A 25,490-nucleotide genomic window follows, 5' to 3' on the forward strand; every position below is an offset into this window, starting at 1 on the left:
GGTTTCCTGAACGAGCGGGTTCAGATCTTCACCGGCTCCATCCTGGGCGTGAGGATGTGCACGACCAGCAGGGCCAGCAGATAGGCCGAGGCGGCGATCACGAAGATCGGCGTGTAGGTGCCGAGGTCTTCGAGAACGGCGCCGATGTACTTTGAGAACACCATCCCGCCCACGGCGCCCAGCATGCCTCCGATGCCGACGACCGAGCCGACGGCCGACCGCGGGAAGACGTCGCTGGGCAGGGTGTAGAGGTTGGCCGAGAAGCCCTGGTGGGCGGCGGTAGCGACCCCGATGATCAGGACCGCGACCCAGAGGTTGGAGGCCAGCGCCGCGCCGGCGACCGGGACGGCCAGGAGCGCGCAGATCAGCATGGTGGTCTTGCGCGCCCGGTTGATCGACCAGCCCATCTTCATGAACCGCGACGACAGCCAGCCGCCGCCGACGCTGCCGACATCCGAGAGCAGGTAGATGGCCACGAGCGGCGGGCCGAACGTCTTGAGGTCGAGGCCATGGCGCTTGCCCAGGAAGTCGGGCAGCCAGAAGAGGAACATCCACCAGATCGGGTCGATCAGGAACTTGCCGATCGCGTAGGCCCAGGTCTCACGATAGCCGAGCAGCTTCACCCACGGAACCTTCTCGACCGGGTCAGCCGGATCGCTCTCGATGTGCGCGAGTTCGGCCGCCGAGACCTTCTTGTGCTCACGCGGGCGGCGGTAGACCAGGAGCCAGATTGGCAGCCAGACCAAGCCCATGAGTCCGGTGATGATGAACGTCATCTGCCACCCGAACGTCAGCGTCAGCGCCGGGATCAGCAGCGGGGTGATGATGGCTCCGATGTTGGTGCCGGCGTTGAAGATGCCGGTCGCCAGCGCGCGTTCCTTCTTGGGGAACCATTCGGCCACCGACTTGATGCCGGCCGGGAAGGCGCCGCCTTCACCCAGGCCCAGGACCACCCGCGACGCGATGAAGCCGCCGAAGGAGGTGGCCGCGGCAGTCGCCATGTGGCCGATCTGCCAGATGGCGAAGGCGATGCCGAAGCCGAAACGGGCTCCGATCCTGTCGATGATCCGGCCCCAGGCGAGGTAGGCGACGGCGTAGGCGCACTGGAACCAGAACACGAGGTCGGCGTAATTCGTCTCGCTCCAGCCGAACTCTGCGGTGAGGTCGGCCTTCAGCAGGCCCAGGGCCTGACGATCGACGTAGTTGATCACCATCGCGGTGAACAACAGGGCCACGACGACCCAGCGATATCGGCCGGTTGCGGCGGTGGGACCGGCGCGCGCGGCGTCTTCGGCGGTCATTTCGGTCTACTCCTCCCGGGCTTCGACGGGCCTGGCCGGAACCGCGACGCAGCGGATCTCTTCCAGGTCGCCGAAGGTGATGCGGGCCGCTTGTCCGGCCTCGATGTCATGGATGCCGCTGGCGGCTCCGGTGGTCACCAGTTGTCCAGCCTTCAGGGGACGGCCGCGGGCGGCGCAGGCCGCCATCAGGAACGCGAGCGAGGCGGGCGGGCCGCCGGGGATGGAGGCGGGCGACCCTTCGCCCACCAGCTTCCCCTCGACCCAGGCGTGGCAGGGCGGAATCTCGTCGGGCCGCGCGCGCCAGTGCGGGACCACGCGCCCCAGGATCAGGCCCGCGTTGTTGCCGAAGTCCGAGGCCACCACCCGGGGCCCCAGGACGTTGATGGTCGCCAGCGGGCTGCCGGCGAACTCGACGCCCACCAGCAGGTCGCCCACGTAGTCGAGGGCTTCCTCGGGGGTCCACTCCAGCTTGTCGGCCGGGGCGTCGCGTCCCATTCGGTAGATGTATTCCGCCTCGACGGCGGCGAACCCGCCCGGAATCACCGGCAGGGGCGTGGGGGTGGCGGGGTCGGCTGTCCAGACATGGCCTGCGAATACGGGACCCATCACGCGCTCGGCCGCCAGCTCAGCCTGCAACTCCGGCGGTATGCGGCCGACCTTCCAGCCCACGACGGGCTCGGGCCAGAGTTCGATGGCGGCCTCCTGAACGCGGTAGCCTTCAGCCATGCCGGCCGGCAGGTCGCCCGGGAAGCCGGGGAGGGCGCGCGCGGCCCGGCGCGCACCCACCAGTTGGCGGGCGACCTGGGCCGGGTCAAACGCAGTCGCGGGCGTCGCCGCGGGAACGGTCACGAGTTGTCGTCCTCCGGCCGGCCCTTGTTTCCAGGCGCACGGCGTTGTCGTTGGGCCGTTGTCCGGCCGGGTCGCGCGCACATTGTGGCAGAAGGTAACCGGTGTCAATTTACTCCGAACGCGACATTCCGGCCGCCATGCGGTAGTCGGTCAGCCAGGACGCAAATGGCTTGCGCCGGGAAATGACACCGGTTACCTAGCTCAGAACGAGGAGGAAACGGCCGGATGACAAGGCCTCTGCAGCTCAATCCGGATCGGCTGTTTCCCGCCGAGCCCGCGACCCGGGCCGTGGCGCGCCGCCTGTACGCCGCCGTGAAGACCCTTCCGATCATCAGCCCTCACGGGCACACTGACCCGGAGTGGTTCGCGGGCGATGCGCCGTTCGCGAACGCCGCCGAGCTTCTGCTGGCGCCCGACCACTATCTCTACCGCATGCTCTATTCACAGGGCGTCTCGCTTGAGAGCCTGGGCGTGCCGTCGCGCAAGGGGCCGTCCGGCGCCGACCCTCGGGCCGCCTGGCGCATCTTCGCGGCCAATCAGCACCTGTTTCGCGGCACGCCGTCGGCCATCTGGCTGGGGCATGTGTTCGCCGAGGTGTTCGGGTTCGACGTCGCGCTGGAGAGCGCCACGGCCGATCTCTACTACGACCGCATCAATGAGGCCCTGGCGACGCCGGGCTTCCGGCCGCGCGCGCTGTTCGAGCGGTTCAACATCGAACTGCTGGCCACGACCGAGTCGCCGACCGATCCACTGACGCACCATAAGGCGATGCGGGCGTCGGGCTGGAAGGGCCGGGTGGTCACCGCCTACCGCCCCGACCCGGTGGTGGACCCCGAGCATGAGGACTTCACCCACGAGATCGAGCGGTTCGGCGAGATGACCGGCCAGGACGTCCATTCGTGGAAGGGTTACCTCGAAGCTCATCGCATCCGCCGCGCGGCGTTCATGGAAATGGGCGCGACGTCCACAGACCACGGCCATCCGACGGCGCAGACCGCCGACCTGTCGGAGGTGGATATTCACGATCTGTTCCGCAAGGTCCTGAGCGGGGTGTTCACGCCGGCGGAGGCCGAACTGTTCCGGGCGCAGATGCTGACCGAGATGGCCAAGATGAGCCTGGACGACGGGCTGGTCATGCAGATCCACCCGGGCAGCTTCCGCAACCACAACCGCTGGCTCCACGGGACCTTCGGCCGCGACAAGGGCGCCGACATCCCGACCCGCACCGACTACGTCCGCGCGCTGAAGCCGCTGCTGGACAAGCTGGGCAACGATCCGCGGCTGTCGATCATCGTCTTCACGCTGGACGAGAGCAGCTATGCGCGCGAACTGGCCCCGCTGGCCGGGCACTATCCGTGCCTGAAACTGGGGCCGGCCTGGTGGTTCCACGACAGCCCCGAGGGCATGCGCCGGTTCCGCGAGCAGACGACCGAGACGGCAGGCTTCTACAACACCGTCGGCTTCAACGACGACACGCGGGCCTTCCTGTCGATCCCGGCCCGGCACGACGTGGCCCGGCGGGTCGACGCGAGCTTCCTCGCGCGGCTGGTGACCGAACATCGGATCTCTGAGGACGACGCAGCCGAGACTGCCGTCGACCTCGCCTACAACCTGCCCAAGCGGGCCTACAAACTCGACGAGCCGGCGGCCAAGCCCGCCTCAGAGCTGGTCTGACGGGAGGACGACCTTGTTCAAGCGCATCTACCACGCGACCCATCCGGACATGATGGAGGGCGTCGACAACGAGACCCTCCGCCAGCGCTACCTGGTGCAGGACCTGTTCACCGCCGGCGAGGTGGTGCTGAACTACACCCACTACGAGCGCTTCGTGATCGGCGGCGCCGCCCCGGCGAAGACCGCGATCAAGCTGCCCGACCAGACCGAGCCCGAGAGCGCCAAGGGCCATCCGTTCCTGGAACGCCGCGAAATGGGGATCATCAACGTCTCGGACGTGGCGGGCGTGGTGACGGTCGACGGGACGGCGCACGCGCTGGCGCCGCGCGACTGCCTGTATGTGACCATGGGCGCGAAGGACGTGACCTTCGAGGGCGAGGGCGCGCGCTTCTACCTGGTGTCGACGCCGGCGCATGCTGCGTTCGAGACCAAGAAGCTGGCGCTGGCCGATGCGGTGCCGCTGGAGCGCGGGGCGCTCGAAACGTCCAACGAGCGGACGATCTACCAGCTGGTGGTGCCGCAGACGTGCAAGTCGGCGCAGCTGCTGCTGGGGCTCACGATCCTCAACACCGGCAGCGTGTGGAACACCATGCCGCCGCACCTGCATGACCGCCGCAGCGAGATCTACTTCTACTTCGGTCTCGGCGAGAACGACCGGGTCTTCCACTTCATGGGCGAGCCGGACAACGCACGTCACATCGTGATGGCCAACGAGGAGGCGGTGATGTCGCCGCCGTGGTCGATCCACATGGGTTCGGGCACGTCGAACTACGCGTTCATCTGGGCCATGGGCGGCGAGAACCTCGACTACACCGACATGAACGTCCTCGACATCTGCCAGTTGAAGTAGATGACCAGCCTCTTCGATCTCACAGGCCAGGTCGCCCTGGTCACCGGCGCCAACATGGGCCTGGGCCAGGCGATCGCCGTCGGTCTGGCGCAGGCGGGCGCCGACATCGTCGCCGTGGGCCGCAGCGCGTCCGACGAGACGGCGACCCTGGTGGAAGCCGCGGGCCGCAGGCTGTTCCAGGTGAAGGCCGACCTCTCGACGACCGAGCCGATCGAGCGGGTGGTGTTCGAGGCCTATGCCGCGGCGGGCCGCCTGGACATCCTGGTCAACAACGCCGGCATCATCCGCAGAGCCGACAGCCTCGACTTCACCGAAGAGGACTGGGACGCGGTGATGAACACCAACCTCAAGACGGTGTTCTTCCTCAGCCAGGCGGTGGCGAAGCGCTGGGTCGCGGACAACCGGGGCGGCAAGATCATCAATGTCGTGTCGATGCTGAGCTTCCAGGGCGGACTGCGGGTGCCCTCGTACACGGCCTCGAAGAGCGGGCTGGCGGGGATCACCAAGACGCTCTGCAACGAGTGGGCGGCCAAGGGGATCAACGTCAACGGCCTGGCCCCCGGCTACTTCGCCACCAACAACACCGCCCAACTGCAGGCCGACGAGGTGCGCAACCGGCAGATCCTGGAGCGCATCCCGGCCGGCCGCTGGGGCACGCCCGAGGACCTGGCCGGCGCTGCGGTCTTCCTGGCGAGCCGGGCGGCGGATTACATGCACGGCGCCATCGTCCCCGTGGACGGCGGCTGGCTCGCGCGCTGACGCGCGGCCCGCGCATCTCAAGGAGTACGCCCGATGGCTCGTGACCGCCTGAAAGTCCTGTCCGCGATGATCGACCAGGGGGTGATCCCGGTCTTCTACCACCCGGACGTGGAGGTCTGCTCGAAGGTGATCCAGGCCTGCGCCAACGGCGGGGCCAAGTGCATCGAGTTCACCAACCGCGGCGACTTCGCCGCCCACGTGTTCCTGGAGGTCACCCGGCACTTCGCCAAGGCCGATCCCAGCGTGATCATGGGCGTGGGCTCGATCGTGGATGCGCCGACCGCCGGGATCTACATCGCCAACGGCGCAAACTTCGTCGTGGGGCCGATGACCAACGCCGAGGTGGCCCGGCTCTGCAACCGCCGCGGCATCGCGTACTCGCCGGGCTGCGGCTCGGCCACCGAGATCAGCGAGGCCCAGGAGCTGGGCGTCGAGATCGTGAAGGTGTTTCCGGGCAGCTCGGTCGGCGGCCCCGACTTTGTGAAGAACGTCCTGGGCCCCATGCCCTGGACCAAGATCATGCCGACGGGCGGGGTCGAGGCGACCGAGGAGTCGCTGAAGGCCTGGTTCGGCGCGGGCATCGTCGCCTGCGGCATCGGCTCGAACCTCATCACCAAGCAGCTCCTGGATGCCCAGGACTACGACGGCATCGAGACGCGCGTCCGCGAGACGGTCGCGCTCATCAAGAAGATCAAAGGGAACTGAAGACCATGGCGGGCGACGTGCTCAACATCCGCAAGGCGGACGAATGCAAGTGGGACTGCGCCGCGTTCGGCGAGGTCATGCTGCGCTTCGATCCGGGCCACGGCCGTGTGCGCAACGCCCGCCAGTTCCAGGTCTGGGAGGGCGGCGGCGAGTACAACGTCGCGCGCGCCATGCGCAAGTGCTGGGGCAAGCGCGCCACCCACGTCACGGCGTTGCCGAACAACGACCTCGGCTGGCTGGTCGAGGACCTGATGATGCAGGGCGGCGTGGACCAGTCGCACCTGATCTGGCGCGACTTCGATGGCATTGGGCGCAACACCCGCGTGGGCCTGAACTTCACCGAGAAGGGCTTCGGCATCCGCCCGGCGCTGGGCACCTCCGACCGCGGCCACTCGGCGGCCTCGCAGATCCGCCCGGGCGAGGTGAACTGGGAGAAGCTGTTCGGCGAGGAGGGCGTGCGCTGGTTCCACACCGGCGGCATCTTCGCGGCGCTGGCTTCGAACACCGCCGAGGCGGTGATCGAGGCGGTCGAGTGCGCGCGCAAGTACGGCACGATCGTCTCGTACGACCTAAACTACCGCGCCTCGCTCTGGAAGAGTCAGGGCGGCAAGGAAGGCGCCCAGAAGGTCAACCGCCACATCGCCCAGTACGTCGACGTGATGATCGGCAACGAAGAGGACTTCACCGCCTGCCTGGGCTTTGAGGTCGAGGGGCTGGACGAGCACATCAGCGACATCGACCCGGCCAACTTCAAGAAGATGATCGAGGCCTGCACGAACCACTTCTCGAACTTCAAGGTGGCGGCGACGACCTTGCGCAACGCCAAGACCGCCAGCGTCAACGACTGGTCCGCGGTGATCTGGGCGGGCGGCGAGTTCTACCAGTCGCGCACCCGCGAGAACCTCGAGATCTACGACCGCGTCGGCGGCGGCGACGGCTTCGCCTCGGGCCTGGCGTACGGGTTCCTGGAGGGCCTGGGCCCGCAGATGGCGGTGGAGTACGGCGCGGCCCACGGCGCGCTGGCCATGACCACGCCAGGCGACACCTCGATGGTGCGCGCGGCCGAGGTCGAGACCGCGATCAAGTCGAAGGGCGCGCGGGTTATCCGGTAGGGCGATAGATCGGGGCCCGAAGCCGACCTGGCGAACGTCAGCGAGGGGTGGTTAGCCGACATTCCAGAACGGCGTGTCTTTGCCTCGCGCCCAAATCTCCTCGAATTCGTCGCGCGTGATCTCTTCCAACTCCACGCCAGCGAATCCTTCGGCGATCGAGCAGTCGATCAGTGAGGGGCAAGGCTTTCCGCCGCGCTCCTCGACCTCGATGCTATTCCTGTTGACCGCCCCGTTCGGAAACAGGTCAACCGAGCGGACGACCACGTCAGCCGATTCATCGAGTTCGTAGTGGAGCCATAACGGCTCGCCCGGTGGGACCTCCGGTTCAGGCCAACGCGCTCGCACATGTCTTAGCTCGCTCATCGCGTCGAGCTTAGCGATGCCAGTTGCGCAGTGGAACGTCCGCTAAGGGTCTAAGGCGGACATCGAGGCCGAGCCTCAGACCGGACGTTCGGCCCGTTGCCCGAAGGCGGCCGTCCTGAACGTCAGCGAGGGGTGGTTTGCGGCTTTACCTCCCCCGCGAAGCGGCGGGAGGGGGACCGGCCGCCGAAGCCGGCGCCGCCGGCTGAAGAGCGGTTGGTGGAGGGGGCGGGCTCCACCTGCTGAGCCAACAGCGGCCAATCGTTCCGCTGAGCCTGAGGCCCGCCCCCTCCACCAGTCGCTCTCCGCTGCGCTCGGCGACTGGTCCCCCTCCCGCCGCTTCGCGGGGGAGGTAAGGGTCCGCTACGGGTCGTTTGCAGCCACTGAGATCGGCGCGGCAAGCGGACGTCGGTCCGATCGCGCCTTCCGACCTCTCCGCGAGGCGGGGAGGGTGAGGGCCTACCAGCGCAAGTCGCTCATCATGGCGGCGTAGAGGTCGATGCCGTCCCAGAGGTTCTGGAGGCGGGTGTTCTCGTTGGCGGCGTGCTGGTTGTTGTCATGGTTGCCGATGGGCAGGCCGATGACCGGGGCCCCCAGCACCTCGTCGAAGAGGTAGATCGGCACGCTGCCGCCGATGGTGGGCAGGACAGCCACCGGCCGGCCGGCCGCGCGGCCCGCCGCGGCCAGCACGGCCTGGGCGTGCGGGCTGGACATGTCGGAGCGCAGGGCCGGGTAGCCGCCCTCCCAGGCGAGGCGGATGATCTTGGCGCTGGCCGCGCGCTGGGCGGCGGTCGGCGGCGCGTCGACCACGGTCCAGCCGGTGGCCCGCAGGTAGGCCTCGAGCTTGGCGCGCACGGACGCCGGCGTCTGGTTCGGCACCAGGCGGAAGTCCATGGAGAGGACCGCCTCGGTCGGGATCGCGTTGACAGCGGCCGCGCCCACCCGGCCGGCGCTCAGGCCCCGGTAGTTCAGCGAGGGGCGCAGGATGCTGCTGGCCAATCCCTCGCGGGTTTCCGGCGCGGCGATGCCGAGGTCTCGCTGCAGGGCGGCGTCGACGTCGGGCAGGGCGGCGACGGCCTTCAGCTCGGCCGGCGTCGGGGGGCGGACGTCGCTGTCGAAGCCGGGGATGCGGATGCGTCCGTCGGGGGCGCGCATGTCGGCCATCAGCTGCGCCGCCATGGCCGCGGGGTTCGGCGCCCAGTTGCCGTAGTGGCCGTCGTGCAGGGCGCGGGTCGGGCCGTAGATCGTGGCGTCCACGCCCATCACGCCGCGTGCGCCGAAGTAGATCGTGGGGAGGCGCGACTGGTGGACCGGCGCATCGCCGATCAGCCAGAGGTCGGCCGCCAGCAGGTCGCGGTTGGCCTCGAGCACGGCCTCGAGGTGGGGCGAACCCGCCTCTTCCTCGCCTTCCCAGAAGACCTTGATGTTGACGGACGGCTTTTGGCCGCTGGCCTTCAGGGCGTCGAAGGCCGCGAGGAAGGCCACGATCGAGGACTTGTCGTCGCTGGTTCCGCGGCCGAACAGCCGCCACTCCGGATCCAGGCGGCCGGTGGCAGCTTGCCAATCGATATCGCGGGCGTCGTCGCCGATGCCGGTTCGCATCACCGGCCTGAAGGGATCGGAGCGCCACTGGCTGGGGGTCACCGGCTGGCCGTCATAGTGGGCATAGAACACGACCGTCCGCTTGGCGCCGGGCGTGGAGAGCGCGCCATAGACGCTGGGCGGGTCGCCGGCGCCGGCGGAGAGCAGGCGGGCTTCAAACCCACGCTTGGCGAGTTCCGCCTGCAGGCGGTCGGCCATGGTCTGCAGACCCTTGGGATCGGCCGCGATGCTGGGGATCGCGGTGAAATCCGCCAGTTGGCGGACGATGTCGCGCTCCTGGGTCACGCGCCAGGCGCGGACCTTCGCCAGGTCGGCGGCGAGCGCCGAAGAGGTCATGGCGATGACGACGGCGGCTGCAGCCAGGACTGAGCGCATGGTTCCCCCTGATCCAGGGGAAGGAGCTAGACCTTAGAGTCTCATGGCGAGCAAGGCCTGCAGGGTCCGACGGCGAGGTTGCGCAACGCGCCTTATCCTCCCACCGCGTCGCGGGGGAGGTGAGGCTAGATTCGGGGCCAAGGGTGGTGATGATCGGGTGGTCGCGCCGCCTTCTACCGGCCTCTTCCACGGCGCTGCCGCGCACGGGAGAGGGGCGCGTGCCTCAGGATGTGTTGACGAGGCGCAGGGCGCCGCCGCCGAGGAGGGCGGCGCGGCCGGCGAGGGTGGCGGCGGGGGCCTGGAGGGCCGGGATGGCGGCCAGGGCCGGGGTCCGGGAGACGATGGTCAGATCGCGGCGGATTCTCGCGCGATTGACGTCGTCGTCGGCGTGGAGGCGTTCGGCCTCGGGCTTTTCGAGGCGCACGTGCCAGTCGGGGCGCTCGTAGGCGTCGTCGCGCTCGGGGCGTCCGTCCTGGTTGGCGGGCCGGGCGGACGACCGTGTCGCCTCGGCCCGGGGGGCAGGGGCGACGGTTCCGGCGGCGAAGCGGGCGCGAAGGGCCAGCGACTGGCGCACGCCGCGGCTCATGTGGTGGTAGGCGCCGGCGAGGGCCACGAGTTCGCGGGTGTCGTCGGTGGCGAGCGCGGCTTCGTGCACCTTGCGGGCCATGCCCATGCCGAGCTGGGCGAGCTCCAGGAGCAGGGCTTGTTCGGCCACCGTGTCGGTCGCGTTCGACATGAACAAAAAGAGAACATATCCGGGGGCCGGAGTCAATCCTCCCCGATCGCGCCGGGCACAGAAAAGGCCCCTGTGGGGACCGGGGCCCTCTGGTGGCGGGTGCGTTCCTATCAGGCGGCGGCGAAGCGCCGCTGGCGGCGGACCAGCGCGCCCGCCATGCCGAAGCCCAGGATCATCAGGGCCCATGCGCCGGGTTCCGGGACCGCGGTCTTCACGATGCACTCGTCGCAGAACGCGTCCTTGGCCGCGACGTTGTAGGTCTTGCCGGTGTCGGCATCGAAGATGTCGGCGGTGAACCACCAGCCGCCCGTGTTCGAGAAGAACCGGTTGCCCGTCCCGAACGGCGCCAGCAGCTTGCCGGTGTCGGGATCGGCGTTGAAGCCCACGCCCGCAAACGTCAGGCCGGCGTCGTCGTGGAGGTAGAACTCCAGCGGTCCGGTGACGCCGTTGCTCGCGCCATTGCCGGCCTCGACCCAGTGACCGGGCACATAGGTATAGTCGAGGACCTTCACCTTGGTGGTGGTGGTCTTCGTCTCGTAGATGGGCTTCGTCTGGTCGTATATCGGCTTGTTGTAGTTGTAGATGGGCTTGGACTGGTCGTAGATCGGCTTGCTCTTATCGTCGACGGCCTTGCCGTTCTTGTCGAGGACGATCTTGCCGTTCTTGTCGCGCTTCGGCTCGTAGCCGGAAATCTCGTAGCCTTTGATCTCGTAGCCGCCGATCTGGTAGCCGACCAGCACCTGCTGGCTGGTAGTCTGATCGACAAAGTGGAAGCCTGAGACCACGTTCTGGCCATCGACCCAATCACCGATGCCGATCTTGCTGGTGAAGAGACCAAACGGGGTGGCCTCGAAGACGCCCGGGTTCGAGTAGCCGCCATCGAAGAAGTTCTGGTTGATCGCATTGACCACCTGAACGCCGGGGGCGCTCAGGACGTTGTACAGGAACGGGTCGTGCGGACCGCCGGTGTTGAGAAACAGCGACTTCGGATTGGTCAGCGCCACGGAGACCTTCACGGTCTTGCCGAAGTTGATGCCGTCCTCGATCGTGACGACGCCGTACGGCTTTTCCGCCGCACCGTTCACACCCTGGTATTCCAGGTTCGATGTCCAGACGACCGCAGAGGCCGAGCTGGCGGCGGCCAGCGCGGTGGCGGTCACGGCGGCGGCGAGAAGGCTTCGATACATTACTAACCCCAACAGATCACAGATGGGGAAGCGCATGGGGGCGTCGTCGGTGCAACCTGACCAAACGATAGTAACGGGCCGCCCGACTGGGTTTCCCGAGTAGGGATCCATCCGCAGGGCAGATGGCGAAACTACTCAGATTGGGGCCGCTCGCCTGACCGGTGAATCGACCTCCACCGTCGCGTGCTCTGCGGGACCATTCCGGCGGCGGCGCGGCGCGCAGCGCCAAGCGACCGGCGGGCGCTGAGGCTCATCCGATGGAAATACCTCGCACGACCTGGAACAGAGGCGCAGAGTCCGCGTTGACGGGGATAGCGCGGGCCTCCTTCGGGCCGCGCCTCCCTGACAGTCGACTCGGGCATGACTCGCACCACGCGAGCCTCCGGTCGTTGAACGACCGAATGACTACCCAACCGACATCGCCCTCCGAGGCGGCGGCCCTCAGCCTCAGCATGGCCGTGGTCGAAGCTTCCCCTGGCCCACTGCTGCTGCTGGACGGCGATCTACAGGTCGTCGCGGTCAGCGGGTCGTTTCTCGACGCCTTCGGGATCGATGCCGACACGGCGCGCGGGCGGCCGCTGGCCAGCCTGGGCGGCGGAGAGTGGGCCTCGCCCAAGCTTCGCTCGCTGCTGCAGGCGACCCGCTCGGGCGCGGCGACGATCGCCGCCTACGAGATGGACCTGGAGCGTTCCGGCCAGCCGGCGCGCCAACTGGTGATCCACGCCCAGCGCCTGGACTATCTCGACCTCGAGAACGTGCGGCTGCTGGTGGCGATCGCCGACGTCACCGACGCGCGCGCCGACGAGGCCGCCCGGGCGCTTGCGATGCGCGAGAACCTGGTCCTCCTCCAGGAGGTGCGCCACCGCGTCGCCAACAGCCTGCAGATCATCGCCAGCGTCCTATTGCAGAACGCCCGCAAGTCCGGTTCGACCGAGACCCGCGGTCACCTCAAGGACGCTCATCACCGGGTGATGTCGATCGCCGCACTGGAGCGTTTGCTGGCGGGGTCGGGCGAGGACCGCGTCGAGCTGCACGCCTATTTCACCGAGCTCTGCGGCAGCATCGCCGCCTCGATGATCGCCGACCCCGATCTGCTGTCGCTGGTGGTCGAGGGTGGGCGGGGCGTCGTCGATTCCCGCGTGTCGGTCAGCCTGGGCCTTATCGTCACCGAGCTGGTGATCAATGCGCTGAAGCATGCGTTCCCGGACAACCACCGCGGGAAGATCGTGGTGGCCTGCGACTTCCGGGGCGCGAACTGGACCCTGACGGTGACCGACGACGGCGTGGGCCTGCCCACCGATCCGGCGCTGGTCCGCACCGGACTGGGCACCAGCATCGTGCAGGCGCTGGCTCAGCAGCTGCAGGCCACCGTTGAAATCACTTCCGCAAACCCGGGGGTCTGCGTCTCCATCGACCACACCCACATCGCGCTGGTCGACAGCGCGCCGGCGCCGCCATCGCTCACGGGCCGGGCGGCCCAATCCAAGTGACCGGCTACGAGCGCGACGCGCGAGGTCAGGGGGCAAGCACGCTGCTGATCGTCGAGGACGAGATCCTCGCGGCCATGGCCCTGCGGGACGAGCTGGAGGACGCCGGCTATCGCGTGATGGATCTGACGGGCCGCTGGCAGGAGGCGCTGGCCGCGGTGAAGGACTGCAAGCCCGACCTGGCGTTGGTGAACATCAGGCTGCATGGCCGCGACGACGGCATCGTCCTGGCGGAAGATCTGAAGGCGCAGGGGATTCCCGTGTTGTTCATCAGCGGCCAGGAAAGCCGGGCGAGGTCGGCGCAGACGGCGGCGATCGGATCGCTGCCAAAGCCGTACAGCGTGGCCGACATGGTGGTGGCGGTGGCCTACCTGCTGGCCCACCTCAAGGGCGACGACAGCCTGCCGCGACCCGCCACGCTCGAAGTCTTCGACCATGAGGCGAACGGGACGCCGAGGGCGGCTTAGGGGCGGGACGCCCCTTCGCAGCCTCGTCGTCCCGAGGGCGCGGACTGACGGGTGTCGTCGGCGGCGCTAGAGCGCCTGCTCGGCCTGGACGATCAGTTCCTTGAGTTTGAGCTTCTGTCGCTTGAGCGCGCGGAGGGCGAGATCGTCGGAGCTGGGGCTTCGCCCCTCGCTGTGGATCTTCGCGTCCAGGTCCTGATGCTTGCGGGTCAGCTGCAGCAGGTGTTGGCGGCTCATGCGCGATGTCCTCGCCGGAGCGCGACGGCAGTGTCGCGGACGCCGGTTCTGTTCATTTGGGCAGGGATTCCCCAGGCATTGGTAAAGATCACGGGAATGTGCTCGCGCCTCAGGTCCCGGCCTGCACGAAGGGGACTTTCTCGAAAAGTTTTCGCTCGGCGCCGCGCGGATCGTCGGCAAGCGCGGAGGGCGTGTTGAACACCAACGTCTGGCGGCGCTTGAGATCGTAGGGCTCCCACTTCGGGATCGCCGCGCAGTTCGGGTCGCCGGTCTTCGCGAAGGCCAGGAAGGCCTCGCTCATCTGGTCGGCCATGGCCTGGGCGTCGGGGCCCTTCGCCGTCGCGCCGGGCTTGGCGAGGTTGTCGAACACCATCTGGATGTCGCTGGCGTGGCCGGCGCGGAGGCGCTCGCCGTTCGCCGGGTAGTCGAACTGGTAGACGAAGGCCGGCGTCCCGGCCTTGGCGCGTTCCTCGGCCTCGATGATCGCGGCGCGCCACGAGCGGGCGGCGGTGGTGGCGGCGAACAGGACGTCGCTGGGCGAATAGGCGGGATAGAGGCGGCGGTACTCGGCGATCACGGTGGCCGGGTCGATATCGACGCGCATGTTGGCCTGGGTGAGCTTCGCGGGCAGGCCGTCCCAGCCGATGGTGAAGTTGGTGGGGTCGCCGCCGAGGAAGGCGCGGGTCTCGTCGTGGGTGTTGCCGATCATCATGGGGATCGCCGCGGATTGCGCCGGGGCGTCCGGGTAGAACGGGTGGCGCTTCAGGCTGCGCTCGTCGAGCACCGGGCCGAAGTAGAGGCCGCCAAAGCCCAGGACGGGGTCCTCGGCCGCGAGGCCTTCGATCAGGCGTTCCGCGGGCAGGGTGGCGAGTTCGCCTGCCTGTTCGGGCCTGAGCTTCAGGGCGTCGAGCCAGGCCAGGGTGCGGCGATGCGCGTTGCCGGGGCCCGAGGCGGTGACCTGCTGGCCGCTCATGGTGGCGGCGCGATGGAAGAGGCCGGCCGCGGCGGGGGTGGCCATCAGGGTGGCGATCTTGGCGCCGCCGCCCGACTGGCCGAACACCATCACCTTGCCGGGATCGCCGCCGAAGCCGGCAATGTTCGCCCGCACCCACTGGAGCGCGAGGATCAGGTCGAGCTGGCCCGCGTTGCCGCTGTCGGCCAGCTCGGGGACCAGGCGGGCGAGGTAGGCGTAGCCGAAGGCGTTCAGGCGGTGGTTCACGGTCACCACCACCACGTCGCCGCGTTTGCACAGGCGGACGCCGTCGTAGAGCGGGGCCGAGCCCGAGCCCGACGAATAGGCGCCGCCGTGGATATAGACCATCACCGGGCGCGCGCCGGTCAGGGCGGGGGTCCAGACGTTCAGGAACAGGCAATCCTCGCTGCGCAGTTCGTCGGCGCGGCCACGCTGGGGGGCGGCGGCGCCATAGTCGGTGGCCTCGAGCACGCCCTTCCACGGCGCCGGCGGGGCGGGGGGCTGGAAGCGGCGCGGGCCGGTGTCGGCGCCGTACCGCACGCCGCGGAACGCCAGGACCCCGTCGTCGATGTAACCCCGCACACGGCCATGGGCGGTGGTGGCGACAGGGGAGGCCTGCGGCTGGGCGGCGCGGGCGCTCCAGGCCAGGCTGGCCAGACCAGCCCCTCCCGCCATCGCGTTTCGCCGGGTAAGCTCGGCTGCCATGGAATCCGCCCTGTTTTCTGCCTTTCCGGCACTATGACACCGGTAGCAATTTGCGCTACACCGCAATCAAAGCGGAAGGAAACGCGTATGTTGCGGGGCGTGCTGGCCGGCGTGATCGGCGCCGTGGCGTTGGTGATGGCTGGCGGGGCCGTGGCCCAATCGCCGGCGAAGGGGTCGCCCAGCCGGGCCCAGACGCTGGCGGCCATGAAGACGGCGACCACCTTCATGGTCGAGAAGGTTTCCACGAACGGCGGCTATGTGTGGTCGTACACCGCCGACCTGTCGCGCCGCTGGGGCGAGCTGGAGGCCAAGCCCAGCATGATCTGGGTGCAGCCGCCGGGGACCGGCACCATGGGCCATGTGTTCCTCGACGCCTATCACGCCACGGGGGACGAATATTACTACCGCGCCGCCGAGAAGGCGGCCGAGGCGCTGATCTGGGGCCAGCATGAGAGCGGCGGCTGGCACTACATGATCGACTTCGGCGGCGAGGCCTCGATGAAGGACTGGTACGCCACCTACGGCAAGAACGCCTGGCGGATGGAGGAATTCCAGCACTACTGGGGCAACGCCACCTTCGACGACGCGGGAACGTCCGAGGCGATGCAGTTCCTGCTGCGGCTCTATGTCGAGAAGCGCGATCCCAAGTGGCGGCCGGCGCTGGAGAAGGCGATCGATTTCGTGCTCAAGAGCCAGTACCCGGTCGGCGGCTGGCCCCAGCGCTATCCGCTGCAGCACGAGTTCGCGCACCACGGGCTGGCCGACTACACCAGCTACATCACCTTCAACGACGACGTGGCCGGGGAGAACATCAAGTTCCTGGTGATGGTCTATCAGGCGCTGGGCGACGCCCGGGCCCTGGCGGCCGTGAACCGGGCGATGGGCAGCTTCCTGGTCACCCAGCAGGGCCAGCCGCAGCCGGCCTGGGGCCTGCAGCACACGGTCGACGACCTGAAGCCCGCGGCGGCGCGCAGCTATGAGCCCAAGGCGTTCGCCACGCACACCACGGCGAACAACCTCAGCCAGCTGATGAATTTCTACGAGCTGACCGGCGAGACGAAGTACCTGGCCCGGGTGGGCGAGGGGCTGGACTGGCTGGACAAGGTGAAGCTGGACCAGCCGACGGCGGACGGGCGCACGCACCCCACCTTCATCGAGATCGGGACGGACCGGCCCCTGTACGTTCATCGGCGCGGGTCGAACGTGGAGAACGGGGAATACTACGTCGACTACAGCCGCGAGCGGACGCTGGCGCACTATGGGGCCTACCGGAAGATCGACGTGGCGAAGATGCGGGCGCGGCTGGAGAAGCTGCGCGCGTCGGACCCGGCGAAGGTGACGAGGGACTCGCCGCTGATGGCGAAGAACCAGGTCCCGCTGCCGAAGTACTTCGCGACCCGCGACCTGGAGACCTCGGACCTCAACCTGAAGGCCCCGGCCGGCAAGACGGTCGACGGCGCCCAGGCGCAGAAGCTGGTGAGCGGGCTGAATCGCGAGGGCTACTGGCCGACCCCCCTGGTGGCCACGAGCCACCCCTACACGGGCGCCAAGCCGCCGACGACGCCGGACGGGGACTACGCCACGACCCACGTGGGCGACGCCACCGACACCTCGCCGTATCCGACCGACAAGCCGGCGATGGGGATCTCGACGGGGGCGTACATCCAGAACATGACCACGCTGATCGACTGGCTGGACCGGGCGAAGTAAGCGGCTACCTTCTCCGGGCCGTACCGGAGATTCCAACATGCGCCTTCGCCTGATGCTCGCCGCCTGCGCCGTACTCGCCGGGGGGGAAGCCGTCGCCCAGGTGATGAACCACGACCTGCCGGTGCAGGCGATCATGGCGACGGCGGTGAACCCGGGGGCGCTGGCGTTCTGGGCCGGCGGCAATGATCCGCCCGAGAACGAGAGCAAGGCCGAGGCCGCCGCCCGCTGGGACGAGGCGGTGAAGGGCGCTCAGGTCATGCAGGCGCAGGGTGAGGCGCTGAAACAGTACAGCCGGCCGGGCCGCTGGAACGAGTTCGCCCAGATGATGATCGACGTGTCGAAGGAGGGCGAGGCCGCGGCCAGGGCGAAGGACGCCGAGAAAGCGTTCGAGATCGGCGGGCGCCTCTACGACAGCTGCAACGGCTGCCACAAGACCTACATCCCGCCGGTTCCTAGGCCGCAGTGAGGAATCCCCGCCGCCCCAGCCAGCTCACCAGCAGGTCGGGCCAGGCGGCGGCGGGCTTGCCCTGGGCCAGGCGGATGCCGAAGCCGTGGCCGCCTTCCTCGAAGATGTGGGCTTCGGCCGGGACCCTGGCCGCCCGGAGCGCGGCCAGATAGTTGAGGGCGTTCTCGACCGGCACGGACGGGTCGTCGGCGGCGTGGACCAGGAAGGTGGGCGGGGCGTCGGCCGTCACCTGGCGGTGCGGTGAGTATTTCGCCTCGGCCTGGGGCGTGGGGGAAGGGCCCAGCAGCGCTTCGCGGGAACCCGTGTGGGCGTACGGTTTCGCCATGTCGATCACGGGGTAGAGTAGCGCCGAGAGGTCGGGGCGGGCCGGATGGGCGTCTGCGGCGTCGACCTGGGCGTAGAGCGGGCGGGCGTAGCCAATGGCCAGCGAGGCGGCGACGTGGCCGCCGGCCGAGCCGCCGAGGGCCAGGACCCGCTTGTAGCCCGAAGCGCGGATGAGGCGTATCGCGCGCTGGGCGTCCTGGAGGGGGACGTCGGAGGCGTCGGCCCAGCCCTCCCTGGGCAGGCGGTAGCGCAGGACGAAGGACGTGATCCCGGCCTCCGCGAGGCGGCGCGCGACCTCGAAGCCTTCCTTGTCGATGACCACGCGGATGTAGCCGCCGCCGGGGGCGATGAGGGCGGCCGCGCCGTTCGGCCGGGCGGGGCGGAAGACGGTCATCAGCGGTTCGCCGATGTCGGTCGCGTAGCGGTCCTGCCAGCCCGTGGTCGCGACGCGGTCGGTGATCTTCGTGAGGGGCAGGACGGCGGGAGCGCCGGGCGGGCGACCGGGCCACAGCTTCACGACCTCGGTGGGGTCCGAGGCCTGCGCCAGGGCCGGGGTCGCGGCGGCGGCCGAGGCCAGGGACATCAGCGATCTGCGGTCGATTTGCATAATGACACCGGTAGCATTCGCGATTTCAGGGGGCTAGATGGAGCGTGATGCTGACCCGACGCGCCGTGATCGCCTCCACCGTCGCCATGTCCGCCGCAGGCGCGGCGCGGGCCGATGACGCCTATGCCAAAGCGTTGTCGGATGCCTGGGGTGGGCCGTTGGGCCCGAGGGATGCGCACGCGCAGGCGAAGGCTGAGGTGGGACGGCTGCGGCGTCGCGCTGACACCCTGCTGCATCGACTGGGTCTGCGCCGCGGCACTGTCGCCGAGCGGCTGCGCGAGTTGGCAGCGGACACGCGTTACCTCTATCCGGACGACGACGCCGGCCGGGACCGGGCGGTGGCGGACATGAACCGCAGTCTGGCGGCGCTGCGCCCGAAACTGGCGCTGGCGTTCGGCGATCTGGCTGTCCCGCCGGCCGAGGTGCGCCGGATGTCGCGTGACGACGAGGCCAAGGGGCGGGGCGGTTACCGCGAGCCGCCGGCCTACTATGTGGACCTGAAGGCCATCCGCGCGCGGCCGTCCTGGACCCTGCCCAGCGTCGCCTTTCACGAGACCTGCCCCGGGCATGCGTTGCAGGCGTCGATGCAGTCGCCCGACCCGGCCCGGCAGCGGTGGCTCGGGGTCTATTCCGAGGCCTGGGCGACCTATGCCGAGCAGCTGGCGGCGGACCTGGGCGTCTATGCCGACGACCCGCTGGGCGAGATCGGGTCGCTGCACTGGCGACTATTCCGGCAGGCCCGGGTGGTCGCCGACATCGGGCAGGGGGCTCTGGGCTGGAGCGTCGAACGCGCGGCGGCCGAGATGCGGGAGCTCCAGGGCCGCGACATCGCCTTCGCCACCATCGCGGCCGATGCGGCGCGGATGCGGGCGCAGCCCGGCGTCTTCGCCGCGCACGGCCTCGGGGCCCTGGAGATCGCCCGCCTGCGACCGCGCGAGACGGCGCGCTGGCCGGCGTTTCATCGCGCGATCCTGGCTGACGGCCCGTGGCCTTGCGCTATGATTGCTGCAGTTGCGAAGGGCGGGAGCCTCTGATGGACATGAAGATGGCGCCCGCCGCGTTGGGTCAGGGCCTGCCGCGCGGCGCGGGCGAGGCGGTCCACTATCTCGAGGGCGTGCTCGAGGAGGTGATCGACTACCTCGACGGCGACGAAGCCGCGGCCCTGGTCAAGCGCGCCCGCGACGTGGCGCGCCAGGACGACGAGGAGGCGCTGGAGGCCCTGTTCTCCAGCCTGCGCCCGGATCAGGCGGTCTATCTGGCGCGCGCGTTCACCTGCGCCTCGATGCTGTCGAACCTGGGCGAGGACGTCGCCGGCCGCCGGCGGCTGATCGAGGCCGAGGAACTGCCAGGCGAACTGCCGCGCACCCTGGCCGAGGCCGCCGACCGGGTGGGCGAGCGCGCGGCGGGCCGGCTGATCCCGCGCATGGCCGTGGCGCCCGTGCTGACCGCCCATCCCACAGAGGTGCGCCGTCGCGCGGTGGTCGAGCGCGAGGCCGAGATTTCGCGGCTGATGTCGCTGCGCACTCACCGGCTGCCGCCGCACGTGGAAAAGCGCCTGCGCGAGGACCTGTTCCGCGAGGTGGCCTTGCTGTGGAAGGCGCGGATGCACCGGCCCGAGCGGCTGACGCCCGCCGACGAGATCCGCAACTCGCTGGCCATCGTGCGCCGCTCGATCCTGCCGGCGTTGGTGGAGCTGTACGACGGCTGGAGCGAGCGGTTCGAGACGGCCACCCCTCTGACCCTGGGCTCATGGCTGGGCGGCGACCGCGACGGCCACCCGGGCGTGAGCGGCGAGACGCTCAAGCTGGCCCTGCGCTCGCAGGCGCGGCTGATCCTCAACCACTATTTCGACGAGGTGAGAAAGCTGTGGTTCGACCTCGCCGTCACCTCCGACCTGGCGCCGGCCAGCCCGGGCGTGCTGGCTCTGGCGGGGGCGTCGACCGACCAGTCGGTGCATCGCCAGGACGAGCCCTACCGCCAGGCCCTGCAGGAGATCTCGAACCGCCTGTCGGCCACCACCGACAAGCTGGCCGACACCAACTGGGGCAGCCGCTCGGCGCCCTACGCCAGCGCCGCCGAGTTCGTGGCCGACCTGGAGACCATCCGCCAGTCGATCCGCAAGCACCTGGGGGATCGGGTGATCGGGGCGCGGCTGCGCACCCTGATCGCGGTGGCGCGCGCCTGCGGCTTCCACCTGCTGTCGCTGGACCTGCGCCAGAACGCCGACGTGCACGAGCGGATGATCCACGAACTGTACGTCCGCGCGTCGGTGAACATCGACTACCTGGGCTCGGACGAGGCCGAGCGGGTGCGGGTGCTGACCAAGGAGCTGAGCCACGACCGGCCGCTGCGCTCGCCGTTCCTGGACTATTCCGAAGAGACCATGCGCGAGCTGGGCACGCTGGACGCGGCGGCCGAGGTGGTGCGGCTGTACGGCGAGAAGGCGCTCGGGAGCTACATCATCTCGAAGACGGCCACGCTGTCGGACGTGCTGGAGCCGCTGGTGCTGCTGAAGCAGGCCGGCCTGGTGCAGGGCGGCGACAAGGGGCGCAGCGCGATCCGCATCACGCCGCTGCTGGAGACCATCGGCGACCTTGAGTTCGGGCCCGAGCTGCTGCGCCAGTGGCTGGCCCTGGACCTGCCGCCGGCGCTGTTCGGAGAGGCCGGCTGGCGCGAGGTGATGCTGGGCTATTCCGACTCGAACAAGGACGGCGGCTACGTCGCCTCGCGGCACAACGTGGCCAAGGCGGCCCAGACGCTGTCGGCCCAGGCGCGGACCAAGGGCTATGACCTCTGGTACTTCCACGGCCGCGGCGGCTCGGTGGGCCGGGGCGGCGGACCGGCGGCCCAGGCCGTGCTGGCGCAACCGCCGGGCACGGTGAAGGGCCGACTGCGCCTCACCGAGCAGGGCGAGATGATCTCGCGCCGGTTCGGCGATCAGCCCACAGCGCGGCGCAACCTGGAGAGCCTGGCGGCCTCGGTGCTGATGGCGAGCGCGCGGCCCGACGAGGGCGCGCCCGCCTCGCCGATGCTGGAGACGCTGTCGGCGGCCTCGTTCGCGGCCTATCGGGCGCTGGTCTACGACGATCCGGGGTTCGAGGACTTCTTCTGGAACGCCACGCCGATCTCCGAGATCGTCGGACTGAACATCGGCAGCCGTCCGGCCTCGCGAACCCCCAGCCGCCGGATCGAGGACCTGCGGGCGATCCCGTGGGTGTTCTCGTGGTCGCAGGCGCGCTTCATGCTGCCGGCCTGGTTCGGGTTCGCGGGCGGGGCGGCCCTGGCCGGTCTGTCGGCGGCCGACCTGAAGGTGCTGGCCGAGGACAACGTCTTCGCCACCATGGTCTCCAATATGGAGGTGGCGCTGGCCCAGTCCGACATGGCGATCGCGGCCAAGTACGCGGCCCTGCACCCCCGGGGAAAGCCGATCTTCGAGAAGATCCGCGCCGAGCACGATGCGGCGATCGAGCTGGTGCTGGCGATCCGCGGCGGGACGCGGCTGTTGGACAACCACCTTGAGATGGCCGAGTCCGTGGCCCTGGCCGCCGAGGTGGTCGATCCGCTCAATCATCTGCAGGTGGAACTGCTGGCCCGCCGCCGCGCGGGCGACGACGACCCGCAGCTGAAGCTGGCCATCCAGCTGACGGTGGCGGGCGTGGCGTCGGGGCTGCGGAACACGGGGTGAGCGTCTCGGTGCGGTTGAGTTCGATCGCCACATGACCGCCGCGATGCTGGGCGAACGGGACGGCATGCGCTCATTGATCCTCGCCGCCCTGCTGACCCTTCCCGCCGCCGCGGTTCACGCCGATCCGGTGCAGGAGGCGCGCTCGGCCACAGCGGCCTGTCTGGCGGCGGTGATCGACGGGGCCCCGGTCGACGACATCGACGGCGACGACGTCTCGATCCGGCGCGGGCAGAATCCGGTCAGCTGCACGGTGCGCGTCACGGCCGGGGAGCCGGTTGTCATCCGCGACGCGGTGCAGGTGGCGATGAAGCGGCGGGCCGAGATCTTCTCGTTGGCCAAGAGCGCCTGGACGCCCGGCGAGTGGGCCACCCGCGAGACCTATTGCAACATCCCCGGCCGCCGCGCGCTGGCCGTGTTCGTGAGCACGTCGAAGCCGGGACGCCAGCCCGTGCTGACCGCGACCGTGTTCGAGGCCAAGGCGCGCGACCAGCGCTGCGATCGCGACCTGGGTGTTCAGGAGATCGCCGCGAGCGATCCTACGCCAGGAGCCGAGGCGGTGGCCGCGGCGCCGAAGGCCGAAGCTCGTCCATCCGATATCGTCACCCTGGATCCGCCTCCGCCGAAGCAGGCGAAGAAGAGCCTCCGCAGCCGCCTGGGGCTGGGGAAGAAGGACTGAGTTTCCTCGCGTTCGTTTCTCCAGATACGCGGCGCTCGCGCAGGGTGTTGAGCCTAGCCGCCGCCGCTTTCCCCGCTGACGACGGCGATTCTAGGTGGCCGGGACAAGCGCGGCCATGACGTTCCAGATGAGGGGGCGACGCGGGCTTGTCGCGGCGGTGGTGTTGTCCGGCACGGGGTCGGGACTTCAGCCGCGGCCGTCTCGGTCGAGTCCGTTTGGACTACCGCCCAGGGGCGGCTCCGTTCCAAGATGGGGCCAAATCACCGGGAGGCGGCCTTGAGCGACAAGCTGTTCGATCATCCGTGGCGGACCATCCGCGTCGAGCGGCGGGAGCACATCGTCGAGGTGGCGTTGAACCGCCCGGACGCGCGCAACGCCCTGAACGGCGACCTCATGGAGGAACTGACCGAGGCGGCTGGGCTGCTGCGCCTGCGGACCGACGTACGGGCGGTGATCCTGAAGGGCGCCGACGGCTACTTCTCGGCCGGCGCAGACCTCAACGCCAGCCAGCAGCGGACGTCACTGAGCCTGATCGAGAGCCGCCGGGCCGTGATGGCTGGGCCCGACATGTGCCGCGCCTGGAGCGAGATCGAGGCCGTCACCATCGCGGCCATCGAGGGCTACTGCATTGGCGGCGGGGCGGCGCTGGTGATCGCTTGCGACTTCCGCGTGATGGGCGAGGGGGCCTACCTGCGCCTGCCCGAGGTTCCGCTCGGCATGAACATGAGCTGGCGCTCGATCCCCAAAATCGCGGCCCTGGTCGGCCCCTCGCGCGCCAAGCAATTCGTGATGTTCGGCGAGGCGGTGGACACCGCCACCTGCCTGAACTGGGGCTTCGCCGATGAGGGCGTGCCGAAGGGCGAGGCCGTGACGGCCGCCCGGCGCTGGGCCGACAAGGTCGCCGCCCTGCCGCCGCTGCCGATCCGGATGACCAAGGAGGCGGTGAACGCGGTCACCCAGGCCACGGCTCAGGCCTCGATCTACATGGACCGCGACCAGTTCCTGCTGGCGACGTCCAGTCAGGACTATCGCGAAGGCCTCGCGGCGTTCCGCGAGAAGCGGCCGGGCAAGTTCACGGGCAGCTGATGAGCGTCATTCTGCGAACCGAGCGGCTGGTGTTGCGCAAGGCGCGGCCCGATGACCTCAAGGCTCTGCACGCCATGATGTCGGATGCGGAGACCATGCGGTACTGGTCGACGCCGCCGCATGCCGACCTGGCGACCACCCGCGACTGGCTGGAGGGCATGATCGCCGCGCCGCCCGAGACCAGCGACGACTTCATCGTCGAGAAGGACGGCGAGACCATCGGCAAGCTGGGAGCCTGGCGGCTGCCCGAGATCGGATATCTGATCGGGCGGCCGCACTGGGGGCGGGGCTATGCGCGCGAGGCCCTGGCCGCGTTCGTGAGCTACGCCTTCGCCCACCGCACCGACCATCTCACCGCCGACGTCGATCCGCGCAACACGGCCAGCCTGGCGCTGCTGGCGAGGGCCGGGTTCCGTGAGACCGGGCGGGCGGAACGGACGTGGTGCGTCGGCGGAGAATGGTGCGACAGCGTCTACTTCCGCCTGGATGCCTAGCGCCTGTCGGGGCGAAACCGGCTTCCACCTTCGCCCAACGCGCTCTAGCGGGCGGCAGCCGGCGCAGCGCCGGCCTCGCGGTCCTTCACGCGACCGCCCGCCAGGATGTTGGTGAGCGCATAGTTCCCTTCGTGGCAGGCGTATTCGAAGATCGGGACGCTGGTGGCGCGCATCGGGTGCTCGCCCCGCCAGACCTGGGTGTAGGCGCCGGGATCGTCGACCTCGAAGGTGTACAGGATCTCGTCGGCGGCGATGCGCCGGAAGCGCTCGACGATCTTCGCGCGGGTCGTCAGCATGATCCAGTCGCCGGCGTTCCACCGCCAGCGGTCGTTGGGGCTGAGCCCTGTCGTTTCGACCACCAGGGTGTCGCCGTCCCAGCGGCCGACGGAATCTCCCATCCAGGGGCGGATAGCCGCGGGCAGGGGCGTGCGGTTCTTCATGCGCACGATGCGGGCCTCGTGGTTCTGCTCGCCGAACAGCACGACGTGCTCGGCGGTCTGCACGATGAGGATGTGGTGACGGTTGATGATCGGCGCCGCGACTCCCCCGCCGCCGCCGAGCAGGCAGCGCTCGTCGAAGGGGCGGGCCTCGGGGTCGTCGTAGACTTCTTCGTCGGCGAGGGCCTTTTCGGCGGCGGCCTTGGCGGAGGGCGTGTAGGGCAGGCGGCCGTCGGCGGGGTCGACGATCTGCGAGCTGCGAGGCTCGCCGCGCACGCGGGCCAGCCCCTGCGGGCGCTCGAAGCGGTCGTCGTCGGTGACCCCGTCCGGCGGCGGGGCCGGCTCGTCGGGGTTGACCGGCGCGATCACCTTGTCGAAGCGCGCGAAGCCCTTGCCCTCGAACGCGGCGACCTCTTCCGGCGTGGCGACGAGGGCCTTGAACGCCTTGGGCCGCTGCAGCCGCGTCATGCTGTCGTTATCCCACAGCCCCTGGAGGTCTGGCTGGCCCAGAGCGGTCCGCGGCGTCTTGTAGGCCTGAGCGCCGGCCGACGGCGCAAGCGTGAGGACGATGCACGCAGCGAGGAGCGTGAGGCGCAGCATCGCTAACGCGTGACGCGACGGAGCGTGGC

The 25,490-nt window shown here is 69.4% G+C and carries 24 protein-coding genes; 14 read left to right on the plus strand and 10 right to left on the minus strand.

Annotated features, from left to right (window positions below; all coding sequences use genetic code 11):
* Positions 1–20 precede the first annotated feature (20 nt).
* A complete protein-coding gene (locus EPN98_RS22160; protein WP_293365114.1) occupies positions 21–1,301 on the minus strand; it encodes an MFS transporter in 1,281 nt (426 codons plus the stop codon).
* A 6-nt stretch (positions 1,302–1,307) separates the two neighbouring features.
* Positions 1,308–2,150, minus strand: coding sequence for a 2-keto-4-pentenoate hydratase (locus EPN98_RS22165; protein WP_293365115.1), 843 nt, complete (start codon positions 2,148–2,150; stop codon positions 1,308–1,310).
* Between the two features lie 225 nt (positions 2,151–2,375).
* Here EPN98_RS22165 and uxaC point away from each other — a divergent pair, with 225 nt between their 5' ends.
* Genes uxaC through EPN98_RS22190 form a run of 5 tightly spaced genes read left to right on the plus strand, consistent with a single transcriptional unit; the run spans position 2,376 to position 7,250 of the window.
* Positions 2,376–3,824 carry a glucuronate isomerase gene (gene uxaC, locus EPN98_RS22170; RefSeq protein WP_293365116.1) on the plus strand — a complete coding sequence of 483 codons (1,449 nt, stop codon included), beginning with the start codon at positions 2,376–2,378 and terminating at the stop codon, positions 3,822–3,824.
* Between the two features lie 13 nt (positions 3,825–3,837).
* Positions 3,838–4,674, plus strand: coding sequence for a 5-dehydro-4-deoxy-D-glucuronate isomerase (kduI, locus tag EPN98_RS22175; RefSeq protein WP_293365117.1), 837 nt, complete (start codon positions 3,838–3,840; stop codon positions 4,672–4,674).
* Positions 4,675–5,433 (plus strand): 2-dehydro-3-deoxy-D-gluconate 5-dehydrogenase KduD, encoded by a 759-nt coding sequence (kduD, locus tag EPN98_RS22180; RefSeq protein ID WP_293365118.1) that lies wholly within the window; start codon positions 4,675–4,677, stop codon positions 5,431–5,433.
* A 33-nt stretch (positions 5,434–5,466) separates the two neighbouring features.
* Positions 5,467–6,138, plus strand: coding sequence for a bifunctional 4-hydroxy-2-oxoglutarate aldolase/2-dehydro-3-deoxy-phosphogluconate aldolase (locus EPN98_RS22185; protein ID WP_293365119.1), 672 nt, complete (start codon positions 5,467–5,469; stop codon positions 6,136–6,138).
* Positions 6,139–6,143: 5 nt separating this feature from the next.
* Positions 6,144–7,250: a sugar kinase gene (locus tag EPN98_RS22190; RefSeq protein ID WP_293365120.1), complete on the plus strand. Its 1,107-nt coding sequence runs from the start codon at positions 6,144–6,146 to the stop codon at positions 7,248–7,250.
* Between the two features lie 51 nt (positions 7,251–7,301).
* On the opposite strand, the gene EPN98_RS22195 is transcribed toward EPN98_RS22190, so the two are convergent.
* From EPN98_RS22195 to EPN98_RS22210, 4 genes are all read right to left on the minus strand, one after another.
* On the minus strand, positions 7,302–7,613 hold the full coding sequence (locus EPN98_RS22195) for a hypothetical protein (protein WP_293365121.1): 312 nt from the start codon (positions 7,611–7,613) through the stop codon (positions 7,302–7,304).
* Between the two features lie 456 nt (positions 7,614–8,069).
* The gene (locus EPN98_RS22200) at positions 8,070–9,587 is read right to left on the minus strand and encodes a M20/M25/M40 family metallo-hydrolase (RefSeq protein WP_293365122.1); all 1,518 of its coding nucleotides are present in this window, start codon (positions 9,585–9,587) and stop codon (positions 8,070–8,072) included.
* 223 nt (positions 9,588–9,810) lie between these two features.
* On the minus strand, positions 9,811–10,323 hold the full coding sequence (locus tag EPN98_RS22205; RefSeq protein WP_293365123.1) for a hypothetical protein: 513 nt from the start codon (positions 10,321–10,323) through the stop codon (positions 9,811–9,813).
* 110 nt (positions 10,324–10,433) lie between these two features.
* Positions 10,434–11,510: a PEPxxWA-CTERM sorting domain-containing protein gene (locus EPN98_RS22210; protein WP_293365124.1), complete on the minus strand. Its 1,077-nt coding sequence runs from the start codon at positions 11,508–11,510 to the stop codon at positions 10,434–10,436.
* A 401-nt stretch (positions 11,511–11,911) separates the two neighbouring features.
* Between EPN98_RS22210 and EPN98_RS22215 the strand changes: the two genes are divergently transcribed.
* Together EPN98_RS22215 and EPN98_RS22220 are read left to right on the plus strand one after the other, a co-directional pair.
* Entirely contained in the window at positions 11,912–13,000 is a 1,089-nt protein-coding gene (locus EPN98_RS22215) for a sensor histidine kinase (RefSeq protein ID WP_293365125.1), read from the plus strand.
* Positions 12,997–13,464 carry a response regulator gene (locus EPN98_RS22220; RefSeq protein WP_293365126.1) on the plus strand — a complete coding sequence of 156 codons (468 nt, stop codon included), beginning with the start codon at positions 12,997–12,999 and terminating at the stop codon, positions 13,462–13,464. The genes EPN98_RS22215 and EPN98_RS22220 overlap by 4 nt, the downstream gene beginning before the upstream one ends.
* Before the next feature lie 66 nt (positions 13,465–13,530).
* On the opposite strand, the gene EPN98_RS22225 is transcribed toward EPN98_RS22220, so the two are convergent.
* Together EPN98_RS22225 and EPN98_RS22230 are read right to left on the minus strand one after the other, a co-directional pair.
* Positions 13,531–13,698: a DUF465 domain-containing protein gene (locus EPN98_RS22225; protein ID WP_293365127.1), complete on the minus strand. Its 168-nt coding sequence runs from the start codon at positions 13,696–13,698 to the stop codon at positions 13,531–13,533.
* 109 nt (positions 13,699–13,807) lie between these two features.
* Positions 13,808–15,376: a carboxylesterase/lipase family protein gene (locus EPN98_RS22230; RefSeq protein WP_293365128.1), complete on the minus strand. Its 1,569-nt coding sequence runs from the start codon at positions 15,374–15,376 to the stop codon at positions 13,808–13,810.
* Positions 15,377–15,463: 87 nt separating this feature from the next.
* Between EPN98_RS22230 and EPN98_RS22235 the strand changes: the two genes are divergently transcribed.
* Positions 15,464–17,086 (plus strand): pectate lyase, encoded by a 1,623-nt coding sequence (locus tag EPN98_RS22235; RefSeq protein WP_293365129.1) that lies wholly within the window; start codon positions 15,464–15,466, stop codon positions 17,084–17,086.
* 37 nt (positions 17,087–17,123) lie between these two features.
* The gene (locus tag EPN98_RS22240; protein ID WP_293365130.1) at positions 17,124–17,552 is read left to right on the plus strand and encodes a hypothetical protein; all 429 of its coding nucleotides are present in this window, start codon (positions 17,124–17,126) and stop codon (positions 17,550–17,552) included.
* Here the strand turns inward: EPN98_RS22240 and EPN98_RS22245 are convergent.
* The gene (locus tag EPN98_RS22245; RefSeq protein ID WP_293365131.1) at positions 17,539–18,459 is read right to left on the minus strand and encodes an alpha/beta hydrolase; all 921 of its coding nucleotides are present in this window, start codon (positions 18,457–18,459) and stop codon (positions 17,539–17,541) included. The genes EPN98_RS22240 and EPN98_RS22245 overlap by 14 nt on opposite strands.
* Before the next feature lie 71 nt (positions 18,460–18,530).
* Between EPN98_RS22245 and EPN98_RS22250 the strand changes: the two genes are divergently transcribed.
* From EPN98_RS22250 to EPN98_RS22270, 5 genes are all read left to right on the plus strand, one after another.
* Entirely contained in the window at positions 18,531–19,517 is a 987-nt protein-coding gene (locus tag EPN98_RS22250; protein WP_293365132.1) for a DUF885 family protein, read from the plus strand.
* Positions 19,517–22,168: a phosphoenolpyruvate carboxylase gene (gene ppc / locus EPN98_RS22255; protein WP_293365133.1), complete on the plus strand. Its 2,652-nt coding sequence runs from the start codon at positions 19,517–19,519 to the stop codon at positions 22,166–22,168. The genes EPN98_RS22250 and ppc overlap by 1 nt, the downstream gene beginning before the upstream one ends.
* A 31-nt stretch (positions 22,169–22,199) precedes the next feature.
* Positions 22,200–22,844, plus strand: a complete 645-nt coding sequence (locus EPN98_RS22260; RefSeq protein ID WP_293365134.1) for a hypothetical protein — start codon at positions 22,200–22,202, stop codon at positions 22,842–22,844.
* A gap of 276 nt (positions 22,845–23,120) precedes the next feature.
* Positions 23,121–23,930, plus strand: coding sequence for an enoyl-CoA hydratase/isomerase family protein (locus EPN98_RS22265; RefSeq protein WP_293365135.1), 810 nt, complete (start codon positions 23,121–23,123; stop codon positions 23,928–23,930).
* Positions 23,930–24,424 carry a GNAT family N-acetyltransferase gene (locus EPN98_RS22270; RefSeq protein WP_293365136.1) on the plus strand — a complete coding sequence of 165 codons (495 nt, stop codon included), beginning with the start codon at positions 23,930–23,932 and terminating at the stop codon, positions 24,422–24,424. Before EPN98_RS22265 ends, EPN98_RS22270 begins: the two co-directional genes overlap by 1 nt.
* Before the next feature lie 44 nt (positions 24,425–24,468).
* Here the strand turns inward: EPN98_RS22270 and EPN98_RS22275 are convergent, their stop codons facing one another.
* Positions 24,469–25,461 carry a hypothetical protein gene (locus tag EPN98_RS22275; protein ID WP_293365137.1) on the minus strand — a complete coding sequence of 331 codons (993 nt, stop codon included), beginning with the start codon at positions 25,459–25,461 and terminating at the stop codon, positions 24,469–24,471.
* Positions 25,462–25,490 lie beyond the last annotated feature (29 nt).

The sequence above is a fragment of the Phenylobacterium sp. genome, assembly GCF_004299445.1.
In the GTDB taxonomy this organism is placed as follows: domain Bacteria; phylum Pseudomonadota; class Alphaproteobacteria; order Caulobacterales; family Caulobacteraceae; genus Phenylobacterium.

Bases quoted from the DNA above. Each gene is read 5' to 3' on its own strand.
- EPN98_RS22240 (WP_293365130.1), top strand. From the start codon at position 17,124: ATGCGCCTTCGCCTGATGCTCGCCGCCTGCGCCGTACTCGCCGGGGGG.
- uxaC (WP_293365116.1), top strand. From the start codon at position 2,376: ATGACAAGGCCTCTGCAGCTCAATCCGGATCGGCTGTTTCCCGCCGAG.
- EPN98_RS22160 (WP_293365114.1), bottom strand. From the start codon at position 1,301: ATGACCGCCGAAGACGCCGCGCGCGCCGGTCCCACCGCCGCAACCGGC.
- EPN98_RS22230 (WP_293365128.1), bottom strand. From the start codon at position 15,376: ATGGCAGCCGAGCTTACCCGGCGAAACGCGATGGCGGGAGGGGCTGGT.
- EPN98_RS22250 (WP_293365132.1), top strand. From the start codon at position 18,531: ATGCTGACCCGACGCGCCGTGATCGCCTCCACCGTCGCCATGTCCGCC.
- EPN98_RS22210 (WP_293365124.1), bottom strand. From the start codon at position 11,510: ATGTATCGAAGCCTTCTCGCCGCCGCCGTGACCGCCACCGCGCTGGCC.
- EPN98_RS22260 (WP_293365134.1), top strand. From the start codon at position 22,200: ATGACCGCCGCGATGCTGGGCGAACGGGACGGCATGCGCTCATTGATC.
- EPN98_RS22235 (WP_293365129.1), top strand. From the start codon at position 15,464: ATGTTGCGGGGCGTGCTGGCCGGCGTGATCGGCGCCGTGGCGTTGGTG.
- EPN98_RS22195 (WP_293365121.1), bottom strand. From the start codon at position 7,613: ATGAGCGAGCTAAGACATGTGCGAGCGCGTTGGCCTGAACCGGAGGTC.
- EPN98_RS22200 (WP_293365122.1), bottom strand. From the start codon at position 9,587: ATGCGCTCAGTCCTGGCTGCAGCCGCCGTCGTCATCGCCATGACCTCT.
- kduD (WP_293365118.1), top strand. From the start codon at position 4,675: ATGACCAGCCTCTTCGATCTCACAGGCCAGGTCGCCCTGGTCACCGGC.
- EPN98_RS22205 (WP_293365123.1), bottom strand. From the start codon at position 10,323: ATGTCGAACGCGACCGACACGGTGGCCGAACAAGCCCTGCTCCTGGAG.
- EPN98_RS22270 (WP_293365136.1), top strand. From the start codon at position 23,930: ATGAGCGTCATTCTGCGAACCGAGCGGCTGGTGTTGCGCAAGGCGCGG.
- EPN98_RS22225 (WP_293365127.1), bottom strand. From the start codon at position 13,698: ATGAGCCGCCAACACCTGCTGCAGCTGACCCGCAAGCATCAGGACCTG.
- EPN98_RS22185 (WP_293365119.1), top strand. From the start codon at position 5,467: ATGGCTCGTGACCGCCTGAAAGTCCTGTCCGCGATGATCGACCAGGGG.
- ppc (WP_293365133.1), top strand. From the start codon at position 19,517: ATGGACATGAAGATGGCGCCCGCCGCGTTGGGTCAGGGCCTGCCGCGC.
- EPN98_RS22190 (WP_293365120.1), top strand. From the start codon at position 6,144: ATGGCGGGCGACGTGCTCAACATCCGCAAGGCGGACGAATGCAAGTGG.
- EPN98_RS22215 (WP_293365125.1), top strand. From the start codon at position 11,912: ATGACTACCCAACCGACATCGCCCTCCGAGGCGGCGGCCCTCAGCCTC.
- EPN98_RS22275 (WP_293365137.1), bottom strand. From the start codon at position 25,461: ATGCTGCGCCTCACGCTCCTCGCTGCGTGCATCGTCCTCACGCTTGCG.
- EPN98_RS22245 (WP_293365131.1), bottom strand. From the start codon at position 18,459: ATGTCCCTGGCCTCGGCCGCCGCCGCGACCCCGGCCCTGGCGCAGGCC.